The sequence below is a fragment of the Echinimonas agarilytica genome, from assembly GCF_023703465.1.
In the GTDB taxonomy this organism is placed as follows: Bacteria; Pseudomonadota; Gammaproteobacteria; order Enterobacterales; family Neiellaceae; genus Echinimonas; species Echinimonas agarilytica.
Map to the genome: position 1 here is coordinate 412,386 of NZ_JAMQGP010000003.1, position 23,807 is coordinate 436,192.

Annotated in this window: 22 protein-coding genes; 16 read left to right on the forward strand and 6 right to left on the reverse strand. The window is 44.7% G+C overall.

From position 1 onward, the window contains the following. Positions 1 to 154: 154 nt before the first annotated feature. The 6 genes from NAF29_RS09040 to NAF29_RS09065 all read left to right on the forward strand — a co-directional run bounded on the left by NAF29_RS09040 (position 155) and on the right by NAF29_RS09065 (position 7,263). The gene (locus tag NAF29_RS09040) at positions 155 to 472 is read left to right on the forward strand and encodes an EF-hand domain-containing protein (protein ID WP_251261228.1); all 318 of its coding nucleotides are present in this window, start codon (positions 155 to 157) and stop codon (positions 470 to 472) included. 75 nt (positions 473 to 547) lie between these two features. Beyond that, on the forward strand, positions 548 to 874 hold the full coding sequence (locus NAF29_RS09045; protein ID WP_191143517.1) for a DUF4405 domain-containing protein: 327 nt from the start codon (positions 548 to 550) through the stop codon (positions 872 to 874). 244 nt (positions 875 to 1,118) lie between these two features. After that, complete coding sequence (locus tag NAF29_RS09050; RefSeq protein ID WP_251261229.1) at positions 1,119 to 1,451, forward strand: hypothetical protein; 333 nt, start codon at positions 1,119 to 1,121, stop codon at positions 1,449 to 1,451. A 78-nt stretch (positions 1,452 to 1,529) separates the two neighbouring features. Continuing rightward, entirely contained in the window at positions 1,530 to 2,771 is a 1,242-nt protein-coding gene (locus tag NAF29_RS09055; RefSeq protein WP_191143518.1) for a TolC family protein, read from the forward strand. Between the two features lie 16 nt (positions 2,772 to 2,787). Further along, a complete protein-coding gene (locus NAF29_RS09060) occupies positions 2,788 to 4,050 on the forward strand; it encodes an efflux RND transporter periplasmic adaptor subunit (RefSeq protein ID WP_251261230.1) in 1,263 nt (420 codons plus the stop codon). A 15-nt stretch (positions 4,051 to 4,065) separates the two neighbouring features. Next, entirely contained in the window at positions 4,066 to 7,263 is a 3,198-nt protein-coding gene (locus NAF29_RS09065) for an efflux RND transporter permease subunit (RefSeq protein ID WP_251261231.1), read from the forward strand. Between the two features lie 90 nt (positions 7,264 to 7,353). Here NAF29_RS09065 and cadR read toward each other — a convergent pair whose 3' ends face one another. Then, on the reverse strand, positions 7,354 to 7,755 hold the full coding sequence (cadR, locus tag NAF29_RS09070) for a Cd(II)/Pb(II)-responsive transcriptional regulator (protein WP_087505609.1): 402 nt from the start codon (positions 7,753 to 7,755) through the stop codon (positions 7,354 to 7,356). Between the two features lie 211 nt (positions 7,756 to 7,966). On the opposite strand from cadR, the gene NAF29_RS09075 reads away from it, so the two are divergent. Further along, positions 7,967 to 8,746, forward strand: coding sequence for a cation efflux transmembrane domain-containing protein (locus tag NAF29_RS09075; protein WP_224745745.1), 780 nt, complete (start codon positions 7,967 to 7,969; stop codon positions 8,744 to 8,746). Between the two features lie 95 nt (positions 8,747 to 8,841). Further along, positions 8,842 to 9,327, forward strand: coding sequence for a methyltransferase family protein (locus NAF29_RS09080; RefSeq protein WP_191143522.1), 486 nt, complete (start codon positions 8,842 to 8,844; stop codon positions 9,325 to 9,327). Between the two features lie 500 nt (positions 9,328 to 9,827). On the opposite strand, the gene NAF29_RS09085 is transcribed toward NAF29_RS09080, so the two are convergent. From NAF29_RS09085 to NAF29_RS09100, 4 genes are all read right to left on the reverse strand, one after another. After that, the gene (locus tag NAF29_RS09085) at positions 9,828 to 10,094 is read right to left on the reverse strand and encodes a late competence development ComFB family protein (protein ID WP_251261232.1); all 267 of its coding nucleotides are present in this window, start codon (positions 10,092 to 10,094) and stop codon (positions 9,828 to 9,830) included. Between the two features lie 77 nt (positions 10,095 to 10,171). Next, on the reverse strand, positions 10,172 to 10,747 hold the full coding sequence (locus NAF29_RS09090) for a DUF2057 family protein (protein WP_251261233.1): 576 nt from the start codon (positions 10,745 to 10,747) through the stop codon (positions 10,172 to 10,174). Then, entirely contained in the window at positions 10,744 to 11,235 is a 492-nt protein-coding gene (locus NAF29_RS09095; RefSeq protein ID WP_251261234.1) for a hypothetical protein, read from the reverse strand. Before NAF29_RS09095 ends, NAF29_RS09090 begins: the two co-directional genes overlap by 4 nt. 68 nt (positions 11,236 to 11,303) lie before the next feature. Next, positions 11,304 to 12,071: a TSUP family transporter gene (locus NAF29_RS09100; RefSeq protein WP_251261235.1), complete on the reverse strand. Its 768-nt coding sequence runs from the start codon at positions 12,069 to 12,071 to the stop codon at positions 11,304 to 11,306. Positions 12,072 to 12,523: 452 nt separating this feature from the next. Here NAF29_RS09100 and NAF29_RS09105 point away from each other — a divergent pair, with 452 nt between their 5' ends. The 8 genes from NAF29_RS09105 (at position 12,524) to NAF29_RS09140 (ending at position 23,273) form a co-directional block, all read left to right on the forward strand. After that, complete coding sequence (locus NAF29_RS09105) at positions 12,524 to 15,424, forward strand: TonB-dependent receptor domain-containing protein (RefSeq protein WP_251261236.1); 2,901 nt, start codon at positions 12,524 to 12,526, stop codon at positions 15,422 to 15,424. Positions 15,425 to 16,348: 924 nt separating this feature from the next. Next, entirely contained in the window at positions 16,349 to 17,125 is a 777-nt protein-coding gene (locus NAF29_RS09110; RefSeq protein ID WP_251261237.1) for a DUF3450 domain-containing protein, read from the forward strand. Then, complete coding sequence (locus NAF29_RS09115) at positions 17,122 to 18,486, forward strand: MotA/TolQ/ExbB proton channel family protein (protein ID WP_251261238.1); 1,365 nt, start codon at positions 17,122 to 17,124, stop codon at positions 18,484 to 18,486. Before NAF29_RS09110 ends, NAF29_RS09115 begins: the two co-directional genes overlap by 4 nt. Further along, on the forward strand, positions 18,486 to 19,010 hold the full coding sequence (locus NAF29_RS09120; protein ID WP_251261239.1) for a MotA/TolQ/ExbB proton channel family protein: 525 nt from the start codon (positions 18,486 to 18,488) through the stop codon (positions 19,008 to 19,010). The genes NAF29_RS09115 and NAF29_RS09120 overlap by 1 nt, the downstream gene beginning before the upstream one ends. A 14-nt stretch (positions 19,011 to 19,024) precedes the next feature. Next, positions 19,025 to 19,429 (forward strand): ExbD/TolR family protein, encoded by a 405-nt coding sequence (locus NAF29_RS09125; protein ID WP_251261240.1) that lies wholly within the window; start codon positions 19,025 to 19,027, stop codon positions 19,427 to 19,429. Between the two features lies 1 nt (position 19,430). Further along, complete coding sequence (locus NAF29_RS09130; protein WP_251261241.1) at positions 19,431 to 20,036, forward strand: energy transducer TonB; 606 nt, start codon at positions 19,431 to 19,433, stop codon at positions 20,034 to 20,036. 11 nt (positions 20,037 to 20,047) lie between these two features. Further along, positions 20,048 to 21,340 (forward strand): tetratricopeptide repeat protein, encoded by a 1,293-nt coding sequence (locus tag NAF29_RS09135; protein ID WP_251261242.1) that lies wholly within the window; start codon positions 20,048 to 20,050, stop codon positions 21,338 to 21,340. A 136-nt stretch (positions 21,341 to 21,476) separates the two neighbouring features. After that, positions 21,477 to 23,273 (forward strand): DUF885 domain-containing protein, encoded by a 1,797-nt coding sequence (locus NAF29_RS09140; RefSeq protein WP_251261243.1) that lies wholly within the window; start codon positions 21,477 to 21,479, stop codon positions 23,271 to 23,273. Here NAF29_RS09140 and NAF29_RS09145 read toward each other — a convergent pair. Then, positions 23,265 to 23,645 (reverse strand): TraR/DksA family transcriptional regulator, encoded by a 381-nt coding sequence (locus NAF29_RS09145; RefSeq protein ID WP_251261244.1) that lies wholly within the window; start codon positions 23,643 to 23,645, stop codon positions 23,265 to 23,267. The genes NAF29_RS09140 and NAF29_RS09145 overlap by 9 nt on opposite strands. Positions 23,646 to 23,807: the final 162 nt, after the last annotated feature.

Sequence of the window (23,807 nt, forward strand, 5' to 3'; positions counted from 1 at the left end):
TGGTACAGCATTTCAGCGGTTGTGATGATTATACGCAGTGAGCCTTGAGTCACAGGGTAATTGCAGTATCAGCAGTTAAGTTTACAAAACCTTACGTTTAGAGTGGTTATGGTGCTCTATACCTAGATGTGTACTCTCTGTAAGGCAAATGAAAATGAACAGGTTAGCCCTTGCAATAATCGTAGGTATGCTCGCTATTTCTATTGCCCCGCAAGTCGATAGCCGAGGTTTCGGTGGTAGGCAGCAACAACCTGAATTTATCAACGTTGATACAAATAACGATGGCTTGATTTCCAAAGATGAGTTCGAAACCTTTCACTCAGATCGTCAATTAAGGCGGGTTGGTCAAGCAAAGTTACAAAGAAATGCAGCCGACTCTTCAAAATTGTTCGAGCAATACGATTTAGACCAAGATGGGTTCATCAGTGCAGAAGAGTTTCTAGCTCGGCCACCCTGTAGACGCTCGACTTAGTTTCATAGGCTCTAGGTTTCACTCTATTCAGATGAGCGAACTTATTAAGTTCTCCATAACTGGGGTAGATACAGAATGAATTTGAATCGTTTAAGGCCATATACGGCGGTTATTTTGGCTTTCTCGTTTACTGTTCTGATGGTGACTGGGCTGATCCTATTTGTTGCTCCTCATGGCCCCGGCTCAAGTCAGTGGGCTTGGATTGGTTTGACGAAGCATCAATACAAAGATATCCATTTGTATTTGGGGTTCCTAAGCATTGCCTTGGTTCTGTTTCACGTTATTCTTAACAAGAAGCCGTTGACCAAATACCTAGTCGGAAAAAACGAGAATTGGGGAAACCCAGTACTATGGGCAATAGCGGTCATTGTCGCAGTGGTCTCGTTTGTTGTGTTTGGTTGAAGTGATTGAAACAAAACCCAAGCTTAGTAACGATGCAAAGTATCAAAGCTTTCTGGCTCAATTTGTTCTTGCCTTAAAGAAGACAAGAAATAGAAGCTCCCAACAACGTGCTAACAGGTCTGAGCTATTACAAGCGCGCCACTTGCCCATGTAATCTGTCTCTGATAATTTCGTGACTCCAGTTTAGTGTTTTCGGAATAATAACTTGGTGCTTGGCAGCCGTTTTACATTATTGCTTACTCTCATGATTGCTCTGCAATCATGGTTTGCTGTTGCCTCCACTTATGAACCGCACCAATCTGGCTTAAAACACTACCAAACTAGCCACTCTCATAAACATGCTGCAGATGCTGATGCACCCTTTGGTCATGGTGACTCAGACTCGCATTTGGCAAGCACAGATATACCAGCAAACGATTGCCACCAATGTGGACATTGCCATGGGCATGCATCGGCTGCTCTTGTCGTTTTCAATGCTTCAGCGTCATTCGTACCTTCGGCGGAAGCTCCGCTAGATTTTTTATCCAGCAAAACAAATTACTTACCTATCTCGTTGTTCCGTCCTCCAATAGCGTAATCGACTCTTTCTTTTCTTAAGCTCGCAGAGGCAACGTGCCTTTGTGTATCTAACGATATTCAATGTTTGGTCGAAACAATGACAAATCTTTTTTTGAAGCGCCTGACTGGCGCAATATGGTGCTTTCCGCTTGGCGTAGTTTGTGCCTCATTTCTTCAATCACAAGCACTAGCTGGCGACTGGAATAGCTGGCTAGCCACGCAGATTAATCAGCACCCAGATGTACTTGCAGCAAAGGAGCGCTGGCAGGGGATGAATGCCAATGCTGAAGCAATGGGTCAGCCTATTTACAACCCCGCACTGTCTGTTGGGGCGGATCGCAATGGCGATGAAAACAATTATGCGGTGGGTCTAGAGCAAACTATTGACCTTTGGGATAGAAGATCAGTGAATACCAAGCAAGCGACATTCCTAAAAACAGCTGCCATGCACATGTACAAGCAGCAAGTGCTGAATAAAACTGCGGAGGTTGTTGCGGCCTTAGTTGAATGGAAAACCGCTAGTCAGGCAGCCGATATTGCTCAATCACAGAAGGTGCAGCTCACTTCATTACTTCAATTGGTCGATGCTCAACAAAAGACTGGCGATATCGGGGCTGTTGATGCGCAGCTAACATTGTTGTCGTTATCGCAGCAAATCGCCCAAGTCGCAGACATTGAGGCAAGCTTGGTTCGGGCCGAGGTTCAACTTCAGGAGCTTCTGCCCGAATGGTCACAATCAAGAGGTGGTCTTCCCGACGACTTTTGGCCATCCTCAATTGTCGAAGCTACCGACGAAAATCTTAGTCAATACCCACTGGTCGCAAGCTCTGAAGCAATGTGGCGTTCAAAAATAGAGCATGCTGAATCTGTTCGTCGGGCGGCGAAACCCGACCCCACATTTGGCATAAATGCTGGCCGGGATGGTGGCGATAGCTTAGTTGGGCTCACAGTATCCGTTCCACTTCATGTGCGAAATAACTTTGATGCAGAGAGTCGTGAGGCACAAAGCCTAGAACTTGAAGCTGAAGCGCAATGGATAGCGACCTTTCGTAAACAGCGGGTTAATTGGCGGGCTGCACGTAGCAGTTGGCAACGATATGAGTACCACCTTAACTCTTGGCAGTCTCTACTAGGCAATAGAGTAAACAACAGCGAACAACTGCTAGAGCGTCAATGGCAAAGCGGCGACCTATCAACCCCCAATTATTTATTAGCTTTAAACCAGCGCACAGAGAGTCTATTGGCAGGTATCGAGCTTGAAAAACAAGCATTGCTTGCATTAACAGAAGCACTCTACCAATCCGGGCAATTGGCCACTCTCATTCAACCGATGAACTAAGCGTAGGACGGTATCAATGAACATGAAATTTATGACTATTTTAATTGCCGGATTGCTCAGTTCATCGGCTACATTGGCATCTGTGACAGAGCATGCTCATGCGGCCTCTCGAACTGATAGCCACGAACCGCATCAAGAACCTCATGAGCACCAAGAGGAAGAAAATGAGGAGCATGGTCAGCACGGCCACAGTGAACATGCACATGAAGAGCACGATGACCTCAAAGGGAAAGGTGAACCCCAAATTGTAGAGGGCGAGCATGATGCGAAAGGTGCGGTAACACTAAGTCCAGAGCAAATGGCTCTTGCTGACATTGCTGTCGAGCCACTTCAATTCCAACAAATTGATTATCAGCTGTATGCTCCGGGGGAGATCCTAACCAATGGCTACACAAGCTATCGGGTCTCTCCCCGCGTTCCTTCTGTGATTTTAAATCGCCACGTGGCTCTCGGAGAGCATGTTGCAAAAGGACAAAAGCTAGTCACGCTTTTTAGCGAAAGTGTCGCCATAGCTCAATCTCAGTTTCGTACCGCATGGCCTGAATGGCAAAGAGTCAAATCGTTGGGCCAACAAACGGTTGGCGCTCAACGCTATGTTGAAGCAAAGTCGAACCTTGAAGCGGCTCAAGCGACCTTGCTGGCGTATGGGTTGTCATTCAGTGATTTAGAAAGCTTGAAAAAGCAGAGCGCACCATCTTTGGGTGAGTATACATTGAGAGCTGAAATTGATGGCTCGGTTCTATCCGATGGATTTGAGCAAGGGCAACGTATTGAGGCTGGTGCACCACTCATCCTCATTGCCGATGAAAAGCAGCTCTGGGTAGAGGCTCACTTATCACCGAACTTCGATATGTCATTGGAAGCTGGCTCAAAAGCCGAAGTGGTAAGCGCAGGTAAAAGGGTCGAAGCCGCTGTATCTCAAGAAGCCCATACCATCGACCCGGTTACGCGCACACGCCTCGTGCGGCTGGTCGTTGATAATGCTGCTCATCAACTTCATCCAGGTCAATTTGCCGAAGTGTTTTTTAACTTTCGCACTAAACATTCAGTGATTGCAGTACCAGAGTCGGCGTTAATTCGAGATGAACATGGTGATTGGACTGTTTTTGTTGAAGATCATCCAGGGGAATTTATTCCTATGGAAGTCAAGTTGGGAGATTCCTATGGGCAAGTTCGCGAAATTCGGGGCATGAAACCGGGGACGCGGGTTGTGACTAAGGGGGCATTTTTCGTTGCTTCACAAATCGCCAAAGGCGGTTTTGACCCCCACAACCACTAAGTAACTGGAGTCCCAATGTTTAATCGAATTATTGATTGGGCTGTGGCCAACAGGTTGTTGGTACTGATAGCCCTCGTTGTCATTATTGTTAGTTCTACGTTTCTGATCCCTAGACTAAATTTGGACGCATTCCCTGACGTCACCAACGTTCAGGTCTCAGTGAATACCGAAGCACCTGGGCTTGCTGCCGAAGAGGTTGAGCAGCTTATTACCTATCCGATTGAAGCGGTTATGTATGCGCTACCCGATGTGAAGGAAGTACGCTCTATATCAAAGACAGGCTTGTCGGGTGTGACGGTCGTATTCGAAGAAGGCACCGACATATACTTTGCCCGACAATTGGTGTTTGAAAGGCTTCAAGCTGCTAAAGAGCTAATTCCTGAGGGCGTAGGTACGCCAGAAATGGGGCCAAATACGTCAGGTTTGGGTCAGGTCTATCAGTACCTTTTGGTCGCTGAACCCGATTCTGGATTTGATGCAATGGCCTTACGCAGCCTTAATGATTGGGTTGTGAAGCTGCTGCTTATTCCAGCAGAAGGGGTGACCGATGTGCTCTCATTCGGTGGTGAGGTACGCCAGTATCAAGTCAACCTAAATCCTTCGCTATTATTGGCATACGAGCTCTCTCAGAACGATGTAATTGCTGCTCTGGAACGAAATAATACCAATGTTGGCGGTTGGTATATGAATAGAGGCCAAGAACAACTCGTGATCAGAGGAACTGGCTGGGTAGCCTCGGGAGATCTTGGGTTGAAGCAACTTGGGCAGGTTCCAGTTAGAACTATTGATGGTGTTACTGTCACTGTTGCCAACGTTGCTGATGTCTCGTTGGGAGGGGAGATCCGTCAAGGTGCGGTAACCATGAGCCGAAGGGCCGAAGATGGCACTATCGACCCCCTTGGCGAGGTTGTCTCTGGCATCGTTCTTAAGCGTATGGGAGCAAATACCAAAGCAACCATTGATGGGATCAACAGCAGGGTTGAGCGTATTAATCAAGCATTGCCAGAAGGGGTTCACTTTGAAGCTTTCTATGACCAGGCAGATCTGATTTCGCAAGCGGTGCAGACGGTAGTCAATGCGCTGTTACTGGCCTTCGCGCTGATCGTGGTGATATTGGCACTGTTTCTGATGAACCTCAGAGCAACATTGCTGGTTTTGCTTTCCATTCCCATTTCCATTGGTATCGCCCTAATGGTGATGGCCTGGTTCGGTATCTCGGCTAATCTGATGTCATTGGGAGGCATCGCCGTTGCGATTGGTATGCTCGTTGATGGCTCGGTGGTGATGGTAGAAAACATGTTTAAGCACTTAAGTCACTTTGATGCTGAACATGATGAACAAAGCTCTGCCAGAGCAGCACACTCGGCCAGCGTTCTTAGGAGTGGTTCTCCTAACAAAAGTAGCATTGCACTTAGGCTTCAACTCGCAGGCCGGGAAGTGGCGCGACCTATCTTTTTTGCAACCGCAATTATTCTGGTTGTATTCATGCCTCTGTTTAGCTTCGAGGGAGTGGAAGCAAAACTGTTTCAACCCATGGCCGTGAGTATCATGTTGGCAATGCTAGCTGCTGTGGTTGTCGCTCTGTTGATCGTACCTGCGCTTGCGACATATTTGTTCAGAAATGGCATCAGAGTAAGGCATAGCTTTGTGCTTCAACCTCTTGAGCGAGCATATAGAGCAGGACTGCTCTGGAGCCTGAATCACAGTCGGGTTGTAGTAAGTGTCGCTGTTTTGCTGGTCATTGGGACGGCTACTGTAGTCCCTCGTCTGGGTACTGAGTTTGTACCAGAGCTTGAAGAAGGAACGATTAACCTACGCGTTACATTGGCTCCATCTTCCAGCCTAAATACAGCACTGGAAGTTGCGCCTAAGCTCGAAGCTATCTTGATGCAATTTCCCGAAGTAACCTATGCCATGTCTCGTATTGGTAGGGCGGAAATTGGTGGCGATCCTGAGCCTGTTAACAACATAGAAATTTACATTGGCTTAAAGCCCGTTGCTGAATGGACAAGTGCAAACAGCCGCTACAAGTTGCAAGAGCTTATGGAGCACAAGCTTGAGCAGCATCCGGGCCTGCTATTCAATTTCTCTCAGCCTATTGCAACTCGGGTCGATGAGCTACTCTCGGGGGTTAAAGCTCAGCTCGCAATTAAACTTTTTGGACCTGATCTAACTGTTTTGGCGCAGAAAGGGCAAGCGATAGAGTCCGCAGTAAAGGATGTAGCTGGTGCGCGTGATGTCGCCATGGAGCAAATCGCTGGCGAATCTCAATTGGTAGTGAAACCTAATCGTCGTGCACTTTCCCGATATGGCTTAGATGTTGAAGATGTAATGTCATTGGTTCGTGACGGAATGGGAGGGGTAAGTGCGGGTCAGATCATTAACGGTAATGAACGCTATGACATCTATGTGCGAATAGCAGAGTCGTTCCGTCAAGACAGAGAACAAATCGCAGAGCTTCGTTTACGCTCTCCTTCTGGTGCATGGGTGCGCTTGGGGGATGTAGCAGAGGTGTCGGTAGAGTCTGGGCCACCGCAAGTGCGCCGGGATGATGTTCAACGCAGGATTGTTGTTCAAGCCAACGTCCATGGCAGAGATATGGGCAGCGTGGTGGCTGATATTCAGGAGGCGATTGCCAAGAAGGTTGATTTACCTCCCGGCTATTCAGTGGATATCGGGGGGCAGTACGAAAACCAGCAGCGGGCACAGCAACGGTTGTCACTCGTAGTGCCGTTATCTCTTGGTTTAATTGCACTGCTATTGTATTTCACATTTGCTTCCGTTGGGCAGGCGATGTTGATCCTTGTGAATGTTCCATTAGCTGTAATTGGTGGCGTGTTCGCTTTGTGGCTATCTGGCCAATACTTATCAGTGCCAAGTTCTGTTGGCTTCATTACGCTGTTTGGCGTCGCGGTGTTGAACGGTGTAGTGATGGTTGAAAGCATCAATCAACGCATTAAAGATGGTTCTCCTGCTGAAAGCGCCGTGTTTGATGGGGCGCTCTCAAGGCTCAGGCCGGTACTAATGACCGCAATGACCTCGGCACTGGGGCTCATCCCGATGTTACTCTCAAATGGTGTTGGCGCTGAGATCCAAAAACCACTGGCTACCGTTATTGTCGGAGGGTTGGTAACAGCAACGCTGCTAACACTCTTTGTACTACCAGTGCTATTCACTTGGTTTTCAAAAGGCAAATTACAGGAAACTTCATAACTAAGTAGCCTACCGCTTCAGCTCGAAGCGGTAGGCAATGACACACCGGCCAAATTGTCCAAGATTGCTACACAAGCTTAATTTTCAATTTCAGATGGATGATTTAGGTGATAGCTCATCCAAAATTCCACACTGCTCAATGGTGCGAGCTTGTCCACATTTTTGACGCAGTACCTTTAAATCATCGTGAAGCTTTTGCAGATCAATAATACGAGACTTCACAATACCTATGTGTTCATCAATCATGCCGTTTACTTTCTCACAAGGTCTTCCTGGAGAGTCCTGAAGCATTATCAATTGTTTAATTTCATCCAAAGTCAAACCCAGAGTTCGACAATTTTTGATGAAAGTTAACTTATCCAGAGCCGGAGAGTCATACACACGAAAGTTTCCACCCGTCCTGGCTGGCGCAGAAATCAACCCTTCTTTTTCGTAGTAACGAATGGTCTGGACAGAGCACCCACTGCGTTTTGCCAATTCACCTATTTTCATCTTGTATGAAAGCTCCTTATTGACTCTATAGTAACTATAGAGTGTAGGCTTAGAGAAATAGTAACTTCAAGGCCTAGTTATGACATCTGATCCCTCACAATGCTGTGGTTGCAAAAGCAACAAGGTTGATGCATCGCCTTCAAATGAGTTTCCACAATCCGATCTCAATTTGACAGAGTTAAATTTGGTTAGTGTGTTCAGCGTGCCAAAGATGGATTGTCCTTCGGAAGAAAATCTGATCAGAACAGCATTTGCGAACTTTGGCGGAGCGATCTCCTTCGATTTCGATATACCGAATCGGAAAGTGCATGTGTATCACGCCGACTCGCCTGAAAAGGTGGAAGCAACCATCAAGTCGGTTGGGCTTGGTGCTCAGCGACTATCGCTCGAACATGTCGATGCAGAAAGTGCCAAGAAGATATTAGAAGAGGCTAAGTACAACGACTCACGAGAAGCTTGGGTATTGAAATGGCTGCTTGGTATCAATGCAGTGATGTTTTTTATTGAGTTTACAGTGGGCATTGTTGCGCAATCTGCGGGCCTTATTGCGGACTCTTTGGATATGTTTGCTGATGCAGCTGTTTACTTAGTGGCACTGTATGCAGTTGGAAAAGCCGCTGAAGCCAAGCTAAAAGCTGCGCACGTGTCTGGCTGGTTGCAGTTAATCTTAGCTGTTGGATTGTTGATGGAGGTCGCTAGGCGAGCCTCTATGGGAAGTGAGCCCGTATCATTGCTGATGATGGCGATTGGTGGCGTTGCCTTAGTAGCAAACGTGATATGCCTTATGCTGATTTTCAAGGTTCGAGACAATGGCTCCCACATGAAAGCCAGCATGATTTTCTCAGCCAATGACGTGATAGCCAATGCTGGAGTCATTCTCGCTGGTCTTCTTGTTGCAGTGACAGGCTCGCAAATTCCTGATTTGGTGATTGGCGTTGTTATCGGGCTAGTCGTGGCAAATGGTGCTCGGCGCATACTTTCATTGCGATGACCACGGCGCTTTGCCTGCTTTTTTACAACCATTTGAGACTCCACTAACGAGCAGCGTTAAAAGGTTTCAAATATATGTTCAATCGAGGATGCAGCATGTCTTATTTATCAAGCTTGGAGCTAAAGGTCCCGCCAATCATTGTGCTCCTACTGACAGCCAGTCTCATGTTGTTATCATCGGAAGTTACTGAGCCGCTCTCTTTTGATGTACCAGCAACTCAAGGTTTAGGTTGGTTTTTCGCTATTGCTGGATTGATTGTCATTGGACGTGGTGTGCAAGTATTTCGGCACCACCAAACAACAGTCGATCCACGCGTTCCAGATGCTTCAAGCCATTTGGTGGTGTCAGACATATATGGCTATACACGCAATCCAATGTACCTTGGGATGGCTCTATGTTTGGTTGGATGGGCATTCTATCTTTGCAATTTGATTGCTCTTGGACTTGTATTTGTCTTCATGGCCTACATCACTCAGTTTCAGGTTATCCCAGAAGAGCGTTTTCTCGGCAGAAAATTTGGGCAATGCTACACGGATTACGCTGGAAAGGTTGGGCGCTGGGTCGGGAAAAAGAAGAGCTAATAAAATTCCTAATAAGAGTAGCTAACAGTAACTCATTTGTGTCCATAAACGCGTTACGCCGTTTGCTGAAACCTAACTTTTTGGAGAAAGCCAAACAAGGTTCGCCTGAGTAAGTACCCCGGGTTTACCCGGGGGAATCTACGGTTCGCTAACAGCTAGCAAAATTGCGATGCGGGGCGTTGTAAATTTACTATGGCAGTTTGGTTGTATGACAGACTTTCGCTGCAATTTTATGCAAACTTATGCTGCAAATTTGAGTGTAACTTATTGATTCAAAGAGTCGCGCTATGCAAGCTTTTGATGCAAACATCAACCCTTCTAGATGTTAATCCTTCGTTGATATCAGGCCTGTTGAACGACCAGAAACCTTCGGTTTTGAGGTGTAAATGTTGGTTGTTCTAAAAATATAGGACTTGCCACGATGGGGACTCGCATATATTTGCTCGCACAATAAGCGTGACAGCCTTAAAGATTGTCACGACAGTTCAGCGTGTTTGCGGTTATCGAACAGATTCATCTTTTTCTAAAAAGGCCATGGATTTCTCCATTGCTTCATTCACATTCATTTCCATTGTTAATCGTTCTGATTGATGAAGATAAAACGCCATATCAACCTCATGTCGAATGTAGCGGGCAGGGAGCTGATTGAGTGCTAAACAACATAAGTCGGCAAGGTACTCGGGTTCTTTAGTATCCACCAATCCGTGACGATTGATGTAGTCGGCGATTAATCGTTCGTAATAGTTATACAAATTGTCAAGGATCATGCTGCTCTCCTGAAATGGGTCTCGATATACTATTAGAAAAACACAAAGTGGCTAAAGCTGCCAAATTACTTTTTGAATCAACGTGATTTAGTCTCGCTTATTTCACGAATAAACTCAGCTTTTGTTGTTTCGTCGGCCTGACTCCACCAGTAGCGTAGCATCTTTGCTGAGACATCATTCGTTGGCGGCTCACTTTTAGGTGTTTCAACTACGACATTGGCCGTTGGAATGTAAACTGGATTCAATTCTTCCACAACACCGGCGCTACTGTGAATGGTAATGACGGGCTTCTTTGCAAATTGGCGCGCTTCTTTTTCTGTTTCCGGTCGCTTGGCTTTGAGTTGATATACTTCGTTAGGACGCGTCTCAAACGTCATTGTGATTTTAGATGAGGTGATGGTCTGGTGGGTGTCGTCATTGTCATCTTCGATTAAGTCTTTGTAACGTACCTCCAGTTTGACGACACCCAAAGGAAGTTCAATGGCGCGCGAGTCTTGAAACAAATACCATGACTGCTTTTCATTGTTAATGGTTAAGACTTCAATGTGTTCTGGCGTGTTCAATTGATTTGCCCAAACATTGGTAGCAGTGCTTGCAATCAGAAAAATGCCGACTAGATTAAATAATGTTCGTTTTGCGTGTTTAAGTTTCATTTGTTTTCAGTTGTTTGTATGTGAATCAGTAATTGACCAATAGCATCTCGACAGCGCTGCAACCTTGTTCGGGCAAATGAGAGCTCATGGGTTTTAGCGTGACTGTCTATCAAAATGTTGAGTTTTTGTTCTAATTTTTTTTCGTAACCCCTTAATTTGGTGAGCTCATTGGCTGAGTTGGCATAGTTGATTTTATAATTTGCACTATTTTTAGCGTTGCTACTTTTTTGGGGGTTAGAGCGTTGTTTTTTTAATAAAACCGCTTTCACTAAAGCTTCGATATCATCACTTAATAATTCAAGTTCGTGTAACGATATATTTCCACTTGAGGTGTTTGTATGCATTATACGCAGGTTTTTGACTCTATCTTTGAGCTTCGAAAGCTGTTTTTGTAGATCTTCGAGTGATGTTTGATGCGATATGCCTGCCTTAATATGTAGCCTTGTGTAGTAGCTACTATAGCGTTCTGTAACGCCGGAAGATGACATGTCACAAAGCTCCGACTCTATCCGTGATAACAGGTCTAACAATGGTTTGAGTTCGTCTCTATTTTGCATCACAACCAAGCTTCCCAGCAAAGTTTGGCTGCCATGGCAGACACCATAAAAATAAACACAGGTCTGATAAAACGACTGCCAAATTTAATCGCTGAACGAGCACCAATAAAGGCACCAGCCATTATGCAAACCCCCATTGTTAGCCCAATAAGCCAATTGACATACCCCAAGTATATGAACACGACTAAACTGACCCCATTGCTAATGAAGTTCATGCTTCGGGCTACACCCGATGCAAACAATAAATTTAAACGATGGAGTTTAAGTGTTGATAATGTCCAGAATGCACCAGTTCCTGGGCCTGCCAGACCATCATAAAACCCCAGTGTGATGCCTTGTGTAGCCTTTATCCAGCGGTTTCTTGAGCTTCTGCCCGATGTATTGTCATGAGTTGTATCCATGGGGGCCAAATATGAGTAAATAGCTGTTGCTAATACGATTGCAGGCAAAGTTTTTTCGAGTACATCGGCATTCACAATACTGACTGCAAACGTTCCTATCATGGCTCCAATCGCCGTACAGCAAATCGACGTTAACCAATATTGTGGTTGAAATAACTTTTGACGATAAAATGTCATAGAAGCGGTAAAGCTGCCAAACGTAGCTGCTAGCTTGTTTGTGCCTAACGTTAGATGAGGTGGCATTCCAACGGTTAATAATGCGGGTATCGTGAGTAAGCCTCCACCACCGGCGATCGCATCAATAAAACCTGCCAGAAAAGCTGCAAGTCCCAGCAAGATCCAAATGTCCGCCGTGATCAAATCCAATTGAATGCTCCAAAATATTGATAAGACTTGATTTTAGCAGAGTCACAAGATCGAGGCACGGCTCAATTTATTTAACAAATGCTTGAATTTTCAACAGCGGTTTTAAATCGAATGTGAATAACTATTCACTATTTGTATATATATATTTAATAAGTTGGGGCATAATTGTTGGTTCCTTCTTTTTAAGTTTATGATATTTATGGAAATTGGTCTGTATACATATGTAAATTGCCCATAAGCTATTAATTGTTACTTAACGTGACATTTTTGTTGTGTTTATTTTAAAAAAAATATTGACCTTTGGAATCTCGTTATGGTTATATCGACCGTGACAGATCAGGTCGTTTTTTCGACTTGGCACTACGAAACTAGAGCACCGGTACATTAGAGACTGGGTTACTGGTTATTAAAATTAAGCCACGCAATGACGTGGTCCAGGGAGAAAATAAACTATGTTTGCTAGCAACAAACTCGCTAAAGCGGTGCGTTTTGCCGTAATTTCAGGGGCTGCGGCTTCTGCAATGGTAGTCGCTCCAGCTTCATTCGCTCAAGATGGAGCAGATGTTAACGCTGAACGTATTCAGGTAACAGGCTCTCGAATTAAACGTACTGACATGGAAACGCCAGTTCCTGTCACTACGATTTCTCGAGACGATATTGTACAACTCGGTGCTTTAAATGTTGCCGATATCTTAAAAACATCTCCAGTGACTATCGCGGGTACTGATAGTTCTAACTCAGCTTTCACTAACTCCTCAGTAGGTTTGAATACAACTGAACTGCGCGGATTGGGTGAAGAGCGTACATTGGTACTTGTTAATGGACGCCGCTTCGTATCTGGTGTTTCTCCTTCTGTGGGTTATGCGGTTGACTTAAACGCTATTCCTGCATCAATGGTAGAACGTATCGATATCCTTAAAAGTGCCTCTTCGGCAGTCTATGGTTCAGATGCCGTTGCCGGTGTTGTGAACATTATCACTCGACAAGATTTCGAAGGCGTTGAAGTGAATGTGCAAGCCGGTACATCTGGCGAAGGTGACCGAGATACAGGTTCTTTCAACATCGTTACTGGTGGCCGTTGGGATACAGGTAATGCCTGGGTGTCTTTGGGGTACGATGAAGATGATGGATTAAAATCAACTGACCGCGACTTTTCTAAAAAAGATATTGCTTGGGGTCTGGATGACGAAGGTAACGAAGCGATTGTCGATCTTTTCTCTTCATATCCTCCTCAAGGCCGAGTTAGCTACACAAGTAAAACTCGTCAAGCAACCGATGCGAATGGCGATCCAGCGTTCAACGAAGACGGTACACCTAGAATGGTATCTGTTAGTTTGAATGGTGATGGTACTCCATTTGATAATCGATTTAACCGTGCTGAGTATCGCCAATTGATCACGCCTCTCGAGCGTAAATATGCAGCGGCGGGCATTAATTTAGACATCAGCCCAAATGTTAGTGTGTTCACAGAACTCAACTACAACAATGCAAAAACTACAGATTCTACGATTGAACCAACGCCTTTAGACGTTGTGAATGATGTTTGGCTGAAAGACCGTAATGGTACCGGTGGCATGGACGTGAACTCTCCGTTACTCCCCGATACACTGCGTGACCAGCTTATGCTAGATGGCATTACCAACTTAAATGAAACAACGTTTGTTCGTCGTCAGTTAGAATTCGGAGCTCGTTCAACTAATTTAGAACGCGATACGATTCGTTTAGCGACTGGTTTAGATTGGGATATCGACGGCAACTGGATTTCATCTACTTACGTGACTTGGGGTAAGACTGACCAAGTTCAAGAGAATGGCGGCCAAGTCAACGTCGAACGTGCAGCTCTTGCTTTAGATGTGATTGAAGATGCTGATGGTAATTTAATCTGTGCTGATGAGCACGCTCGCCTTCAAGGTTGTGTGCCTCTTAACTACTTCGGTGAAGGTACGGTTTCAGATGCTGCAGTTGACTATATTCAAGTTCCAGCAAAAGTATCTGGCCAAGTTGAACAAACAGTCGTAGCAACGGGTATTGCCGGTGACTTGCCGTTTGAGTTGTCTGGTGGTTTAGTTGCTGTCGCTGCGGGTATTGAGTGGCGCGAAGAGAAGGGTAGCTTCAACCCAGGTGACTTAGCTCAGACAGGTGCTTCTTCGACGAACAAATCTGAACCAACAGATGGCCGTTTTGATACCACCGATATTTACGGTGAAGTAGCAATGCCAATTCTCGACAATTTGAGTGTTGATTTGGCTGCACGCTATTCTGATCACAGCATCGTTGGCGGTAACGTGACTTGGAATGCGGGCGTAGAATACACGCCAATTGACTCGTTGAAAATCCGTGCTTCTGCTGCAACAGCCATTCGAACTCCAAATATCTCTGAGTTGTTTGGTGGACGTGGAGAGACTTTTGCTGGCGTCACAGATCCTTGTAGTGGTCTGAAAGCTGGCGATACAGGTCAAGTCGCTGTCAACTGTTTGTCTATTCCAGAAGTTGCTGATCGTGTTGCACGTGAAGGTGTTTTCGAATTAACTCAAGCTGAACTTCAAGGCACTGGTGGTTTCATTGGTGGTAATGAAGAAGTTCAAGAAGAAACATCTGATAGCTGGTCTGTAGGTTTTATATGGCAGGCAATGGATAACCTAGCATTTACCGTTGATTACTGGGACTACTCGATTGAAGATGCAATTCTTACAACACCACGTACAACCGTATTAGACCGTTGTTTCGCTCTTTCAAGTGCTGATTTCTCTCAGAACTGTAACGGCAATGCTATTCGTGACGCGCAAGGCGCTCTCATTGAAGTGAATTCTGGTACATCAAATGAGAACAACTTAGATACTTCAGGTATCGACTTTGAAGCTAATCACAGCATCGATATTGGCCCAGGTACTTTGTCTACGCAAGCAATCTGGACTTATACACGTGAATACGTTGAGACAGAGATTGAATCTGGTTCATCAATTGATTACGTGGGAGAAGTATTGAACCCGCGTCATCGTGCTAACTTGAACCTTGCTTATACAATGGACAATATCTCAGTTGCATGGCGTGCTCGATACTGGGATCACTCTGTAGATTCTGTAAGTGGCGATAATGTTAACTTTTACACCGGTGAGATCTTGGCAGAGGGTAAAGGTAACGAGCTGGGCTCAGTGACGTATCATGATCTAAGTGGTGGTTACTACTTCGACAATGGTATTGAGTTGAATGCTGGTGTTCGTAACCTTTTCGATAAGCAGCCAAACGTCTTACCGCAAGGTACCTCTAACGGTTCTACTGGTATTAACACCGCTTCAGAAGCTTATGACGTAACTGGCCGTTACTTCTATGCTGGCGTAACAGCAAAATTCTAAGCCTGCTTGGGATCGCTATTAGAGGCAGTCAGAATAGTTAACTGCCAATTATAGAAAATTAAAAAATCCAGTGTCATTCGTGCCACTGGATTTTTTTATGCTTCATATTGCGCATGGTAGTGACGCGCTAAATTCTACTTATTCCTTAAAATTTCGAGGCAAGATCTCTACTCTCTTATCAAATCGAAAAATTTTATCTTATTGTAAGTCAAGAGCACTTTTGTACGTACTTACTCTTACATGTCCTATTCACACTGTGTAGCGGCACACTGAATTTGGAAGCTGGTGGCAGCACACTGGTGTTAATGGCTTTTATTTCAGAGTATGGGCGGCGTCTTAAGGGAAGGGTAAGAAAGTGAAAAATCGTTCAGAGCTGGGTCCTGTTTAACTTACAGATACTTTTTTGATTGCTAATTTTAAATATCGAAAGTTGACTAATGTTGTTTGGTCCAATAAACAGCCAATACATATCCTCAACATGTAACGCTTGTTTGACGTGTTCGATTGTTGCTGAAATGTTACGCGTTAATTTATTGGGATTAAGATCACACATTCAAATTTAATCATTGGTGCTTAATGCAACTTTGGTTTGTCACAAAGTTTATCTATCTAATTAAATTGCTTACTAATTACCCTGAAAACCGGTTTCATTTTTATTAAATTACTCATTAAGTTAATGTTTTTTATGAAAAATAGACTTAAAACATAAAAATAGCTGATTGTTATCTTGATGGTTGTCAATAAACTTTCACTTCGCTGCGTCTGAAGGCCTTATCTCCGTTGACATGCATTACTAAATCAGGGACTATTCATGGCCATTATTACCTTATTAACAAGGTGATAATTTATTATATAAAGCTTCATACTCCGGTGTTTACAATAGCTACCGAGAGTGCCGTTCAATTCGATTGTTGGTTGGGAACTATGTCCAAATTGATCAAGAGAAGCCTGGTAGCAACTGCCCTTGCAGGCGCCATGGCTATGTCAGGCACGGTCATGTCTGACCCTCTTACCGACGTGCAAAAAGCTAGCGCTTCTATTAATACTGACGCAGCTAAGTCACAGGCTAAGATTGATAATGTGGTAGATCAGACTCAAGTTTTACTTGACGAATATCGCACTACGCTCGATGAAATCGAGAATCAAGAAATTTATAACGATCACGTATCTCGTCTCGTTGCAGACCAAGAAGATTCAATTTCTTCTCTGCAAACTCAGATCGATGGTATTGAAAACACCAAACGCGGTGTTGTGCCATTGATGTATCAAATGATTGATGTACTGGAGCAATTTGTTGCATTGGATATTCCAATCAACATGGACGAGCGTCTAAAGCGTATTGCAAAACTACGCGAAGTGATGAGTCAGTCTAATGTAACGACTTCAGAGCAATATCGTTTGGTGCTCGAAGCGTACATGGTTGAAAATGAGTACGGTACGAAAATCCGCGCATACACTGGTGAATTAGAGTACGAAGGAACAAACATCACTGTTGATTTCTTCCACCTCGGCCGTATCGCATTTGTTGCTCAGTCTCTCGACCTCAAAAATGTTTGGGCTTGGGATAACAAAGACCGCAAATGGGTGAAGCTGGATGATGAGTTCATTCGTCCAATTACCACTGCTATTCGTATGGCTCGTAAACAAGCGCCATTCGATCTGGTTAAATTGCCAATTCAAGCTGCGGAGAACGTACAATGAAGCAACTAACTAAATCGATCATGTTTGCTGCTGCGTTGACAGTGTCTGCAGGTGCAGCAATGCCAGTGATGGCTGACAATGCTCAAACATTGGATCAACTTCTTCAACAAGTGAAGAAAGATCGTATTTCTGAAAAGAAAGTAAACAAAAAGCGTGAAGCTGAGTTCTTAAGTGATCGCAGCAAAATGCAAAGCCGTTTGAACAAATCAGAAAGTGATCTTGCTGCTTCTGTTCAACGTGGCGAAGACCTCAAAGCAGCTTTCTCTGCAAATGAGCAAACAATCGTCGACAAAGAAACTGAGCTTGAAAATGCGAAGGGTACTTTGGGCGAAATGTTTGGTGTTGTTCGTCAAGCTTCTGGCGAAGCCGTAGGTCGCATCTCAACTTCCGTTGTAAGTGCTCAATATCCAAACCGTACTCAACTGCTTGAGAAACTCTCTGAAGCGAAGAAGCTTCCTAGCCTTGTTGAACTCGAAGATCTTTGGTTTGCTCTGCAAACTGAAATGACTGAGTCGGGCAAAGTTGTTCGTTTTAAAACTGATGTGACCAAACTCGACGGTAACGTCGTGAGCGAAGAAATTATTCGTATTGGTTCTTTCGGTCTAATTGGTGAAGAAGGTTTCCTTCGTTACGATGCTGAGAATGAGCAAGTGCAACCATTGGGTCGTCAACCTGACTCTCACATGGTTAGCTCAACTAAGTCTTTCTTAGACGTACAGTCTGGCTTAGCTCCGCTATACATTGATCCATCACGTGGCCAAATCTTGGGTCTTTTGACTCAAAAAGCAACGTTGACTGAGCGTTACCATGAAGGTGGCGTTGTGGGTTATATCATCACAGCTGTGTTGTTCATTGGTTTGTTGATTGCTCTGGAGCGTATTATCGTTCTGACTCTTATGGGTGGCAAAATCCGAGCTCAATTGAAGAATCTTTCTAATCCAAGTGACAAGAACCCATTGGGTCGTATCTTGAAAGTTGGCCAAGAAAATAAAGATGCTGATGTTGAAACACTTGAGCTGAAACTCGATGAAGCTGTTCTTCGTGAATTGCCTAAGATTGAACGCGGTGTATCTCTCATTAAGATCTTTGCTGCTATTGCACCTCTCTTGGGTCTCTTGGGTACGGTGACAGGTATGATTGGTACATTCCAATCGATTACTCTGTTCGGTACTGGTGATCCTAAGATTATGGCTGGTTCAATCTCGATGGCGTTGGTGACAACGGCTCAAGGTTTGATCGCTGCATTGCCATTGATTCTTGCTCACAGCCTTGCTGCTGGTCGTGCTAAGACTATCTTGTCTACTTTAGATGAGCGTAGTGCTGGTATCGTAGCCGCTCACGCAGAGCAGGAGAAAGCCTAATGTTATACCTGATGGACCTTTGGGAAACCGTCAGGGATTTCGTGGCGACTGGCGGCGATGTTTTATTCGTCGTTGCAGGAGCGCTCTTGTTAATGTGGATATTAATGATTGAGCGCTACTGGTATTTATCCTGGGTATTCCCAACTGAGCGAAAAGCAATTATCGCGAAGTGGGATGCGCGAACCGACACAACTTCATGGACTGCTCACAGAATCCGAGATTACTGGATTGCTGAAGCAAACGATAACTTGTCGGCTCGTATGATTATCATTAGAACGTTGGTAGCTATGTGTCCGTTAATTGGACTGTTAGGTACCGTGACCGGCATGATTGCAGTATTTGAAATCATGGCAGTACAGGGTACAGGTAACCCGCGTCTAATGGCCTCAGGTATCTCAATGGCCACAATCCCTACAATGGCGGGAATGGTAGCAGCGCTATCAGGAGTGTTCTTTAGTTCACGTCTGGAAGCGAAAGTGAAAATGGCTAAGGCCTCGCTGGTCGACAGCTTGCCACATCACTAAAGAGAGAGTTTCAAATGGCACGTAGAATCAAACGTGAAGAAGAAGAAGCAACAATTGATATGACACCGATGCTCGACATCGTGTTTATCATGCTGATCTTCTTCATCGTAACCACCTCTTTCGTGAAAGAGGCTGGTATTCAGGTTAATAAACCTAAAGCTAATAACACTAGCAAAGAGAAAAGCGCGAATATCTTTATCGCAATTAAAGAGAATGGCGAGATCCACATGGATCGCCGCCAGGTAGATATTGAGCGTGTCGGAGCTAACATCGAGCGTATGCTTGCTGAACAACCTACTGATACTGTTGTAGTTCAGGCGGATAAAGAAGCGAAGCACGGCGTAGTTGTGAAGGTCATGGACCAGATCAAAGAAGCCGGAATCGATAAGATCTCCATTGCCGCTGCTACAGGGGGCTAATATGTTGCGATTGCTCATATCAATCTTGCTGGGCATCGCCGTTACGTTTGGCCTGTTTGTGTTTATGGCCGAGTTAATTGCAAACAGTGGGCGTCCTCCTGAGGAACCAAGTCCACCAGTAGTTATTGACCTGGTAGTGAAGGCAAATGAGGCCAAGCCAAACGTGCGGAAGACTCCGCCACCGCCACCACCGCCACCGCCAACGCCACCAAAGACTCCACCCGTGGAGCCAGAGCCGGTAGTTAGCGATGCACCAAGCATTAGCTTGACTGCACCAGTGATTGAAACAGGTGGCACCAGCGGGTTTAGTGGTCCAGCAGCAATTAACCGAGATGGTGATGCACAACCAATTGTTCGAATCGAGCCTAAGTATCCAATTAAGGCGGCTCGTGATGGTAAAGAAGGGTATGTAATTATGCGCTTTACTATTAACGAACTCGGTGGTGTTGACGACATTGAAGTGATTGAAGCTCAACCTAAACGTGTATTCGATAAAGAAGCAAAGCGTGCTTTGCGTAAGTGGAAGTACAAACCTAAAGTTGTTGAAGGCAAAGCCATGAAACAATTCGGTTTGACTGTTCGCTTAGACTTTAGCCTCGAGAAATAAGGACGCAGACAATGAAACGTCAAAAAATATTATTGACCGGTATTTTATGTGCCTGCGTAACCTTGTCATCTCAATTCGTAGCTTCAGCGGCTTTTGCTGCTGAGCCTACGGCCGCTCCAAAAACTGTCGACCAAGCTTTGGCCGTGAAGTATAAAGGTCATAAGACCAAAGTTGCTTCACCTAAAGTCGGTAAAAAAGTAATTGAAGCGTTTGATCTCTATTCTGAAGATAAACCTAAAGAAGCCATTCAGGTTCTGAAGGATATCAACACGAAGAAAGATTTTGATAAGGCTTATGTCGACCGTTTGATTGGTAGTATTCTTGCTGGTGAAGATGGCCAAGTTAAAGAAGCAATGAAATATCTTAAGTCTGCTGTGGCGCTCAATGTATTGAACCCAAAAGAGCAGGCAGAAGGTATTCGCATTGTTGGCGACCTTCAAATGCAAGAAAAGCAGTATAAAGATGCGATTGCTTCATACAAATCATGGATGGATTACACGTCTTTTCAAGACAAAACTATCTATGTTCGTATGGCGCAAGCGAATTATGAAATTGGCAAATATGCCGCAATGATTCCGCTTGCTGATAAAGCGATTCAATTGTCTGATAAACCAGACAAAAACCCATACATTTTGAAATTGTCTTCTTACTACGAGCGTAAGCAATACAAGAATTCTGTAAAGGTTCTTGAAGAGTTGGTTCGTTTGTTCCCTGAAGACGAAAAATGGTGGGCGCAACTTGGCATGTTCTACATGTTGATTGACGACTATGACAAAGCGTTGGCAACGATGAGCTTAGCGTACAAGAAAAACTTGTTCACTAAGGAAAGTCAGTTCAAAGCTTTAGCTCAGTTGTACTACAACAATAGCGTGCCATACAAAGCTGCAAAAATTGTCGAGAAACATATTGCGAAGGGCGATCTGAAAAGTGACGATAAAATGGTTACTTTGATGGCAAACGCTTATCGCAGTGCCAAAGAGTTCGACAAAGCTGCCAAGTATTATGGTGAAGCCGCACGTCTTAAAAATGATGGCGAGCTATATCGCAAGCAGGCGAGCATGTATTTAATGCTGGAGCAATATAACTCCGCAATTAAAGCTGCTAAAAATGCACTGAAAGTCGGTTTGAAAAAGAAGGGTTCAGCAAACATGATGATTGCTGAAGCTCACCTTTATCAAAAGAACTTGAAAGATGCGCATAAATACGCAGTTCGCGCGGCTAAAGATCCAACAACTCGCAAAATGGCGGAAGGTTGGTCTGGTTACATTGCGACCAAAGCACAGCAAAAAGGCATTGCTCTTTAAGCTAACGACTTAGTTGACTATGTGTACAAAAGGCCTCTCCGGAGGCCTTTTTTTATGGCGCAGTTTGATTTATTTCATCGGCTATGAGTCCTATTTTACTGTATTCTTAACGTGGTTTATTTAATCGAGATTATCCATGTTGTTACGTTCTCTACTTGCTTGCTCAGCACTTCTTATCATTGGGTGTCAACCGTCTTCAGAATCATCCGAAAAGCCTTCGTTGGAGTGTTCTCAAGACGCATTTAAAACGCTGTTAGATCATCACTTCGAGCAATACCTTTCGTTACATCCTTTGTTTGCAACTGCTGCAGGGCACGACGCATATGATGATAAATTTGGTGACGGGATTTCTGACAGTTGGCTCAAGCAGAGAAATGAGTTGAACACTGAATCGTTGTCGCGAGCTCAGAACATGGACTCATCATGTTTATCAGCATCTGAGCAAGCAGCCTATCAAGATTTTATTCGCAGCCGACAATTGGATTTGGTGAGTGAAACTTTTCCAGAGCGTTTCTTGCCAATCAATCAATTTTATAGCCCAGTGAACACTCTGATTCAATATGCCAGTGGTGAATCAGCGCAACGGTTTGATACGTTGTGGGCGTATCAAAATTTCCAAGGCCGATCCTCAGAATTTTCACAGTGGGTAGACTTGGCAATCGAACGAATGAAAGAGGGGATCGAAAGCGAGGTGGTTTTGCCGAGAGTACTCTCTCAGCGAATCGTCGATCAGTTAGATGGTGTTCTTAATACACCGATGGAACAATCGATACTGATGAACCCCAAGCACAACGCATCGAAGACATTGCAAGGCGCAGACATAGCAAAAGCAGCGCAAATTCATCAGCGTAGTATCGAAGTGTGGGTGTGGCCAGCTTTAGAGCGCTTAAATCAGTTTTTGAAAAGCGAATACATGCAAAATTCTAGGGCGTCAGATGGCTATTGGGGGCTTCCCAATGGGCGTCTATGGTACAAGCATTATGTAAACTCATATGTGGATGATCAACGTTCGCTAGAACAAATTCATCAGTTGGGTATCAGCGAAGTTGCACGCATACATGAAGAAATGAAAAAAGTAGGGAAGGCGCTTCAGCTCTCGACTGACTTACCGATCTTGTTCCGCCAGCTCACGACCGATCCAACGTATTATTATGAGACACCTGAAGCTTTGGTAGCCGGCTACGAAGATCTGAAATCAACAATTGACCCAGTTTTACCTCAGTATTTTGCATCGATTCCAGAACAACCTTATGAAGTCCGTCGTGTGGAACCTTACCGCGAGGCCAATGAAGCTGGGGCAAGTTATCAATCTGCGCCGCCCAGCAGCGGAAGGCCAGGAATTTTTTACATTAATGCGTATAATCTCCGCGCACAACCCAAGTGGGGAATGGTGACTTTATCACTTCATGAGGCAGCACCGGGACACCACTTTCAAATTGCGCAACAGTTGAGTCTGCCGATGATTTCTGAATATCTTCGGTATTCGAGCAATACCGCTTTTGACGAAGGTTGGGCCTTGTACGCAGAGTATCTTGGAATTGAAATGGGGCTGCTCGATGAGCCTCTTGACTATTTTGGCAAACTCAGTGATGAATTGCTCAGAGCAATGCGTTTGGTGGTTGATACAGGGCTACATGATAAAGGCTGGACAAGAGAGCAAGCCATTCAATACATGCAAGACAATTCACCACTCGCACCCTCGGATGTTGTTGCAGAGGTTGAACGTTATATGGCAATACCAGGGCAGGCTGTGAGTTACAAGCTCGGTGAGCAAACCATACTTGAACTGCGACGTTATGCTGAGACAGAGCTCGGAGATCAGTTTGTGTTGTCCGAGTTCCATCAACAAGTGCTCAAGAATGGCTCAATGAGTATGCCGGTATTAACCACGTCAGTGAAAAACTGGGTCGATTCTCAGGTGGGTCTAAAGTAGAACGCGTCGGTTGTCGGTGTCATGCTGATGGTGCAAACTGTTACAACGTTTGCACCTTTGCGTCGTGGGATCTCGTTTGAGGAGTTCAGCTTCGATTGCTTGCTCGCAGTCGGCACAAAACCCATAGAGTCCAATTTCTATTTGGCACAAGCTAGCATCAATGGCTTGAAGTGTTTTTCTAAACTTTGAAACGTAGCTAAGCTCTAGTTTAGAAATTACTTCATCTAATTCGTCGGCTTCCATTGTAAAGATGTTACAAGCTAGTTTTCTAACTTCAGCATCGTGTTCTTTAGACAGCGTCATTTGTAGGGTTGCAAGTTGCAACTCTCGTTCAGAGATAAGTCGCGATTTAAAACGTTCTAACTGAGACAATGTTTGCGTACCCGCTGTGGTTCAAACCTTTCTTATAAAACCAAGTATATGAATCTCCCAGCTAAAGTAGGATGACGCACATCAATAGAAGTGTGCGAAAGACGCTCACATGTTTTTCTTTTGCTATTCTCTTATGGATGTTTTGAACGTTTTATTAACTTT

Coding starts and splice junctions, on each gene's coding strand:
- NAF29_RS09040 (WP_251261228.1), top strand. CDS start 155: ATGAACAGGTTAGCCCTTGCAATAATCGTAGGTATGCTCGCTATTTCT.
- NAF29_RS09045 (WP_191143517.1), top strand. CDS start 548: ATGAATTTGAATCGTTTAAGGCCATATACGGCGGTTATTTTGGCTTTC.
- NAF29_RS09050 (WP_251261229.1), top strand. CDS start 1,119: ATGATTGCTCTGCAATCATGGTTTGCTGTTGCCTCCACTTATGAACCG.
- NAF29_RS09055 (WP_191143518.1), top strand. CDS start 1,530: ATGACAAATCTTTTTTTGAAGCGCCTGACTGGCGCAATATGGTGCTTT.
- NAF29_RS09060 (WP_251261230.1), top strand. CDS start 2,788: ATGAACATGAAATTTATGACTATTTTAATTGCCGGATTGCTCAGTTCA.
- NAF29_RS09065 (WP_251261231.1), top strand. CDS start 4,066: ATGTTTAATCGAATTATTGATTGGGCTGTGGCCAACAGGTTGTTGGTA.
- cadR (WP_087505609.1), bottom strand. CDS start 7,755: ATGAAAATAGGTGAATTGGCAAAACGCAGTGGGTGCTCTGTCCAGACC.
- NAF29_RS09075 (WP_224745745.1), top strand. CDS start 7,967: ATGGATTGTCCTTCGGAAGAAAATCTGATCAGAACAGCATTTGCGAAC.
- NAF29_RS09080 (WP_191143522.1), top strand. CDS start 8,842: ATGTCTTATTTATCAAGCTTGGAGCTAAAGGTCCCGCCAATCATTGTG.
- NAF29_RS09085 (WP_251261232.1), bottom strand. CDS start 10,094: ATGATCCTTGACAATTTGTATAACTATTACGAACGATTAATCGCCGAC.
- NAF29_RS09090 (WP_251261233.1), bottom strand. CDS start 10,747: ATGAAACTTAAACACGCAAAACGAACATTATTTAATCTAGTCGGCATT.
- NAF29_RS09095 (WP_251261234.1), bottom strand. CDS start 11,235: ATGTCATCTTCCGGCGTTACAGAACGCTATAGTAGCTACTACACAAGG.
- NAF29_RS09105 (WP_251261236.1), top strand. CDS start 12,524: ATGTTTGCTAGCAACAAACTCGCTAAAGCGGTGCGTTTTGCCGTAATT.
- NAF29_RS09110 (WP_251261237.1), top strand. CDS start 16,349: ATGTCCAAATTGATCAAGAGAAGCCTGGTAGCAACTGCCCTTGCAGGC.
- NAF29_RS09115 (WP_251261238.1), top strand. CDS start 17,122: ATGAAGCAACTAACTAAATCGATCATGTTTGCTGCTGCGTTGACAGTG.
- NAF29_RS09120 (WP_251261239.1), top strand. CDS start 18,486: ATGTTATACCTGATGGACCTTTGGGAAACCGTCAGGGATTTCGTGGCG.
- NAF29_RS09125 (WP_251261240.1), top strand. CDS start 19,025: ATGGCACGTAGAATCAAACGTGAAGAAGAAGAAGCAACAATTGATATG.
- NAF29_RS09130 (WP_251261241.1), top strand. CDS start 19,431: ATGTTGCGATTGCTCATATCAATCTTGCTGGGCATCGCCGTTACGTTT.
- NAF29_RS09135 (WP_251261242.1), top strand. CDS start 20,048: ATGAAACGTCAAAAAATATTATTGACCGGTATTTTATGTGCCTGCGTA.
- NAF29_RS09140 (WP_251261243.1), top strand. CDS start 21,477: ATGTTGTTACGTTCTCTACTTGCTTGCTCAGCACTTCTTATCATTGGG.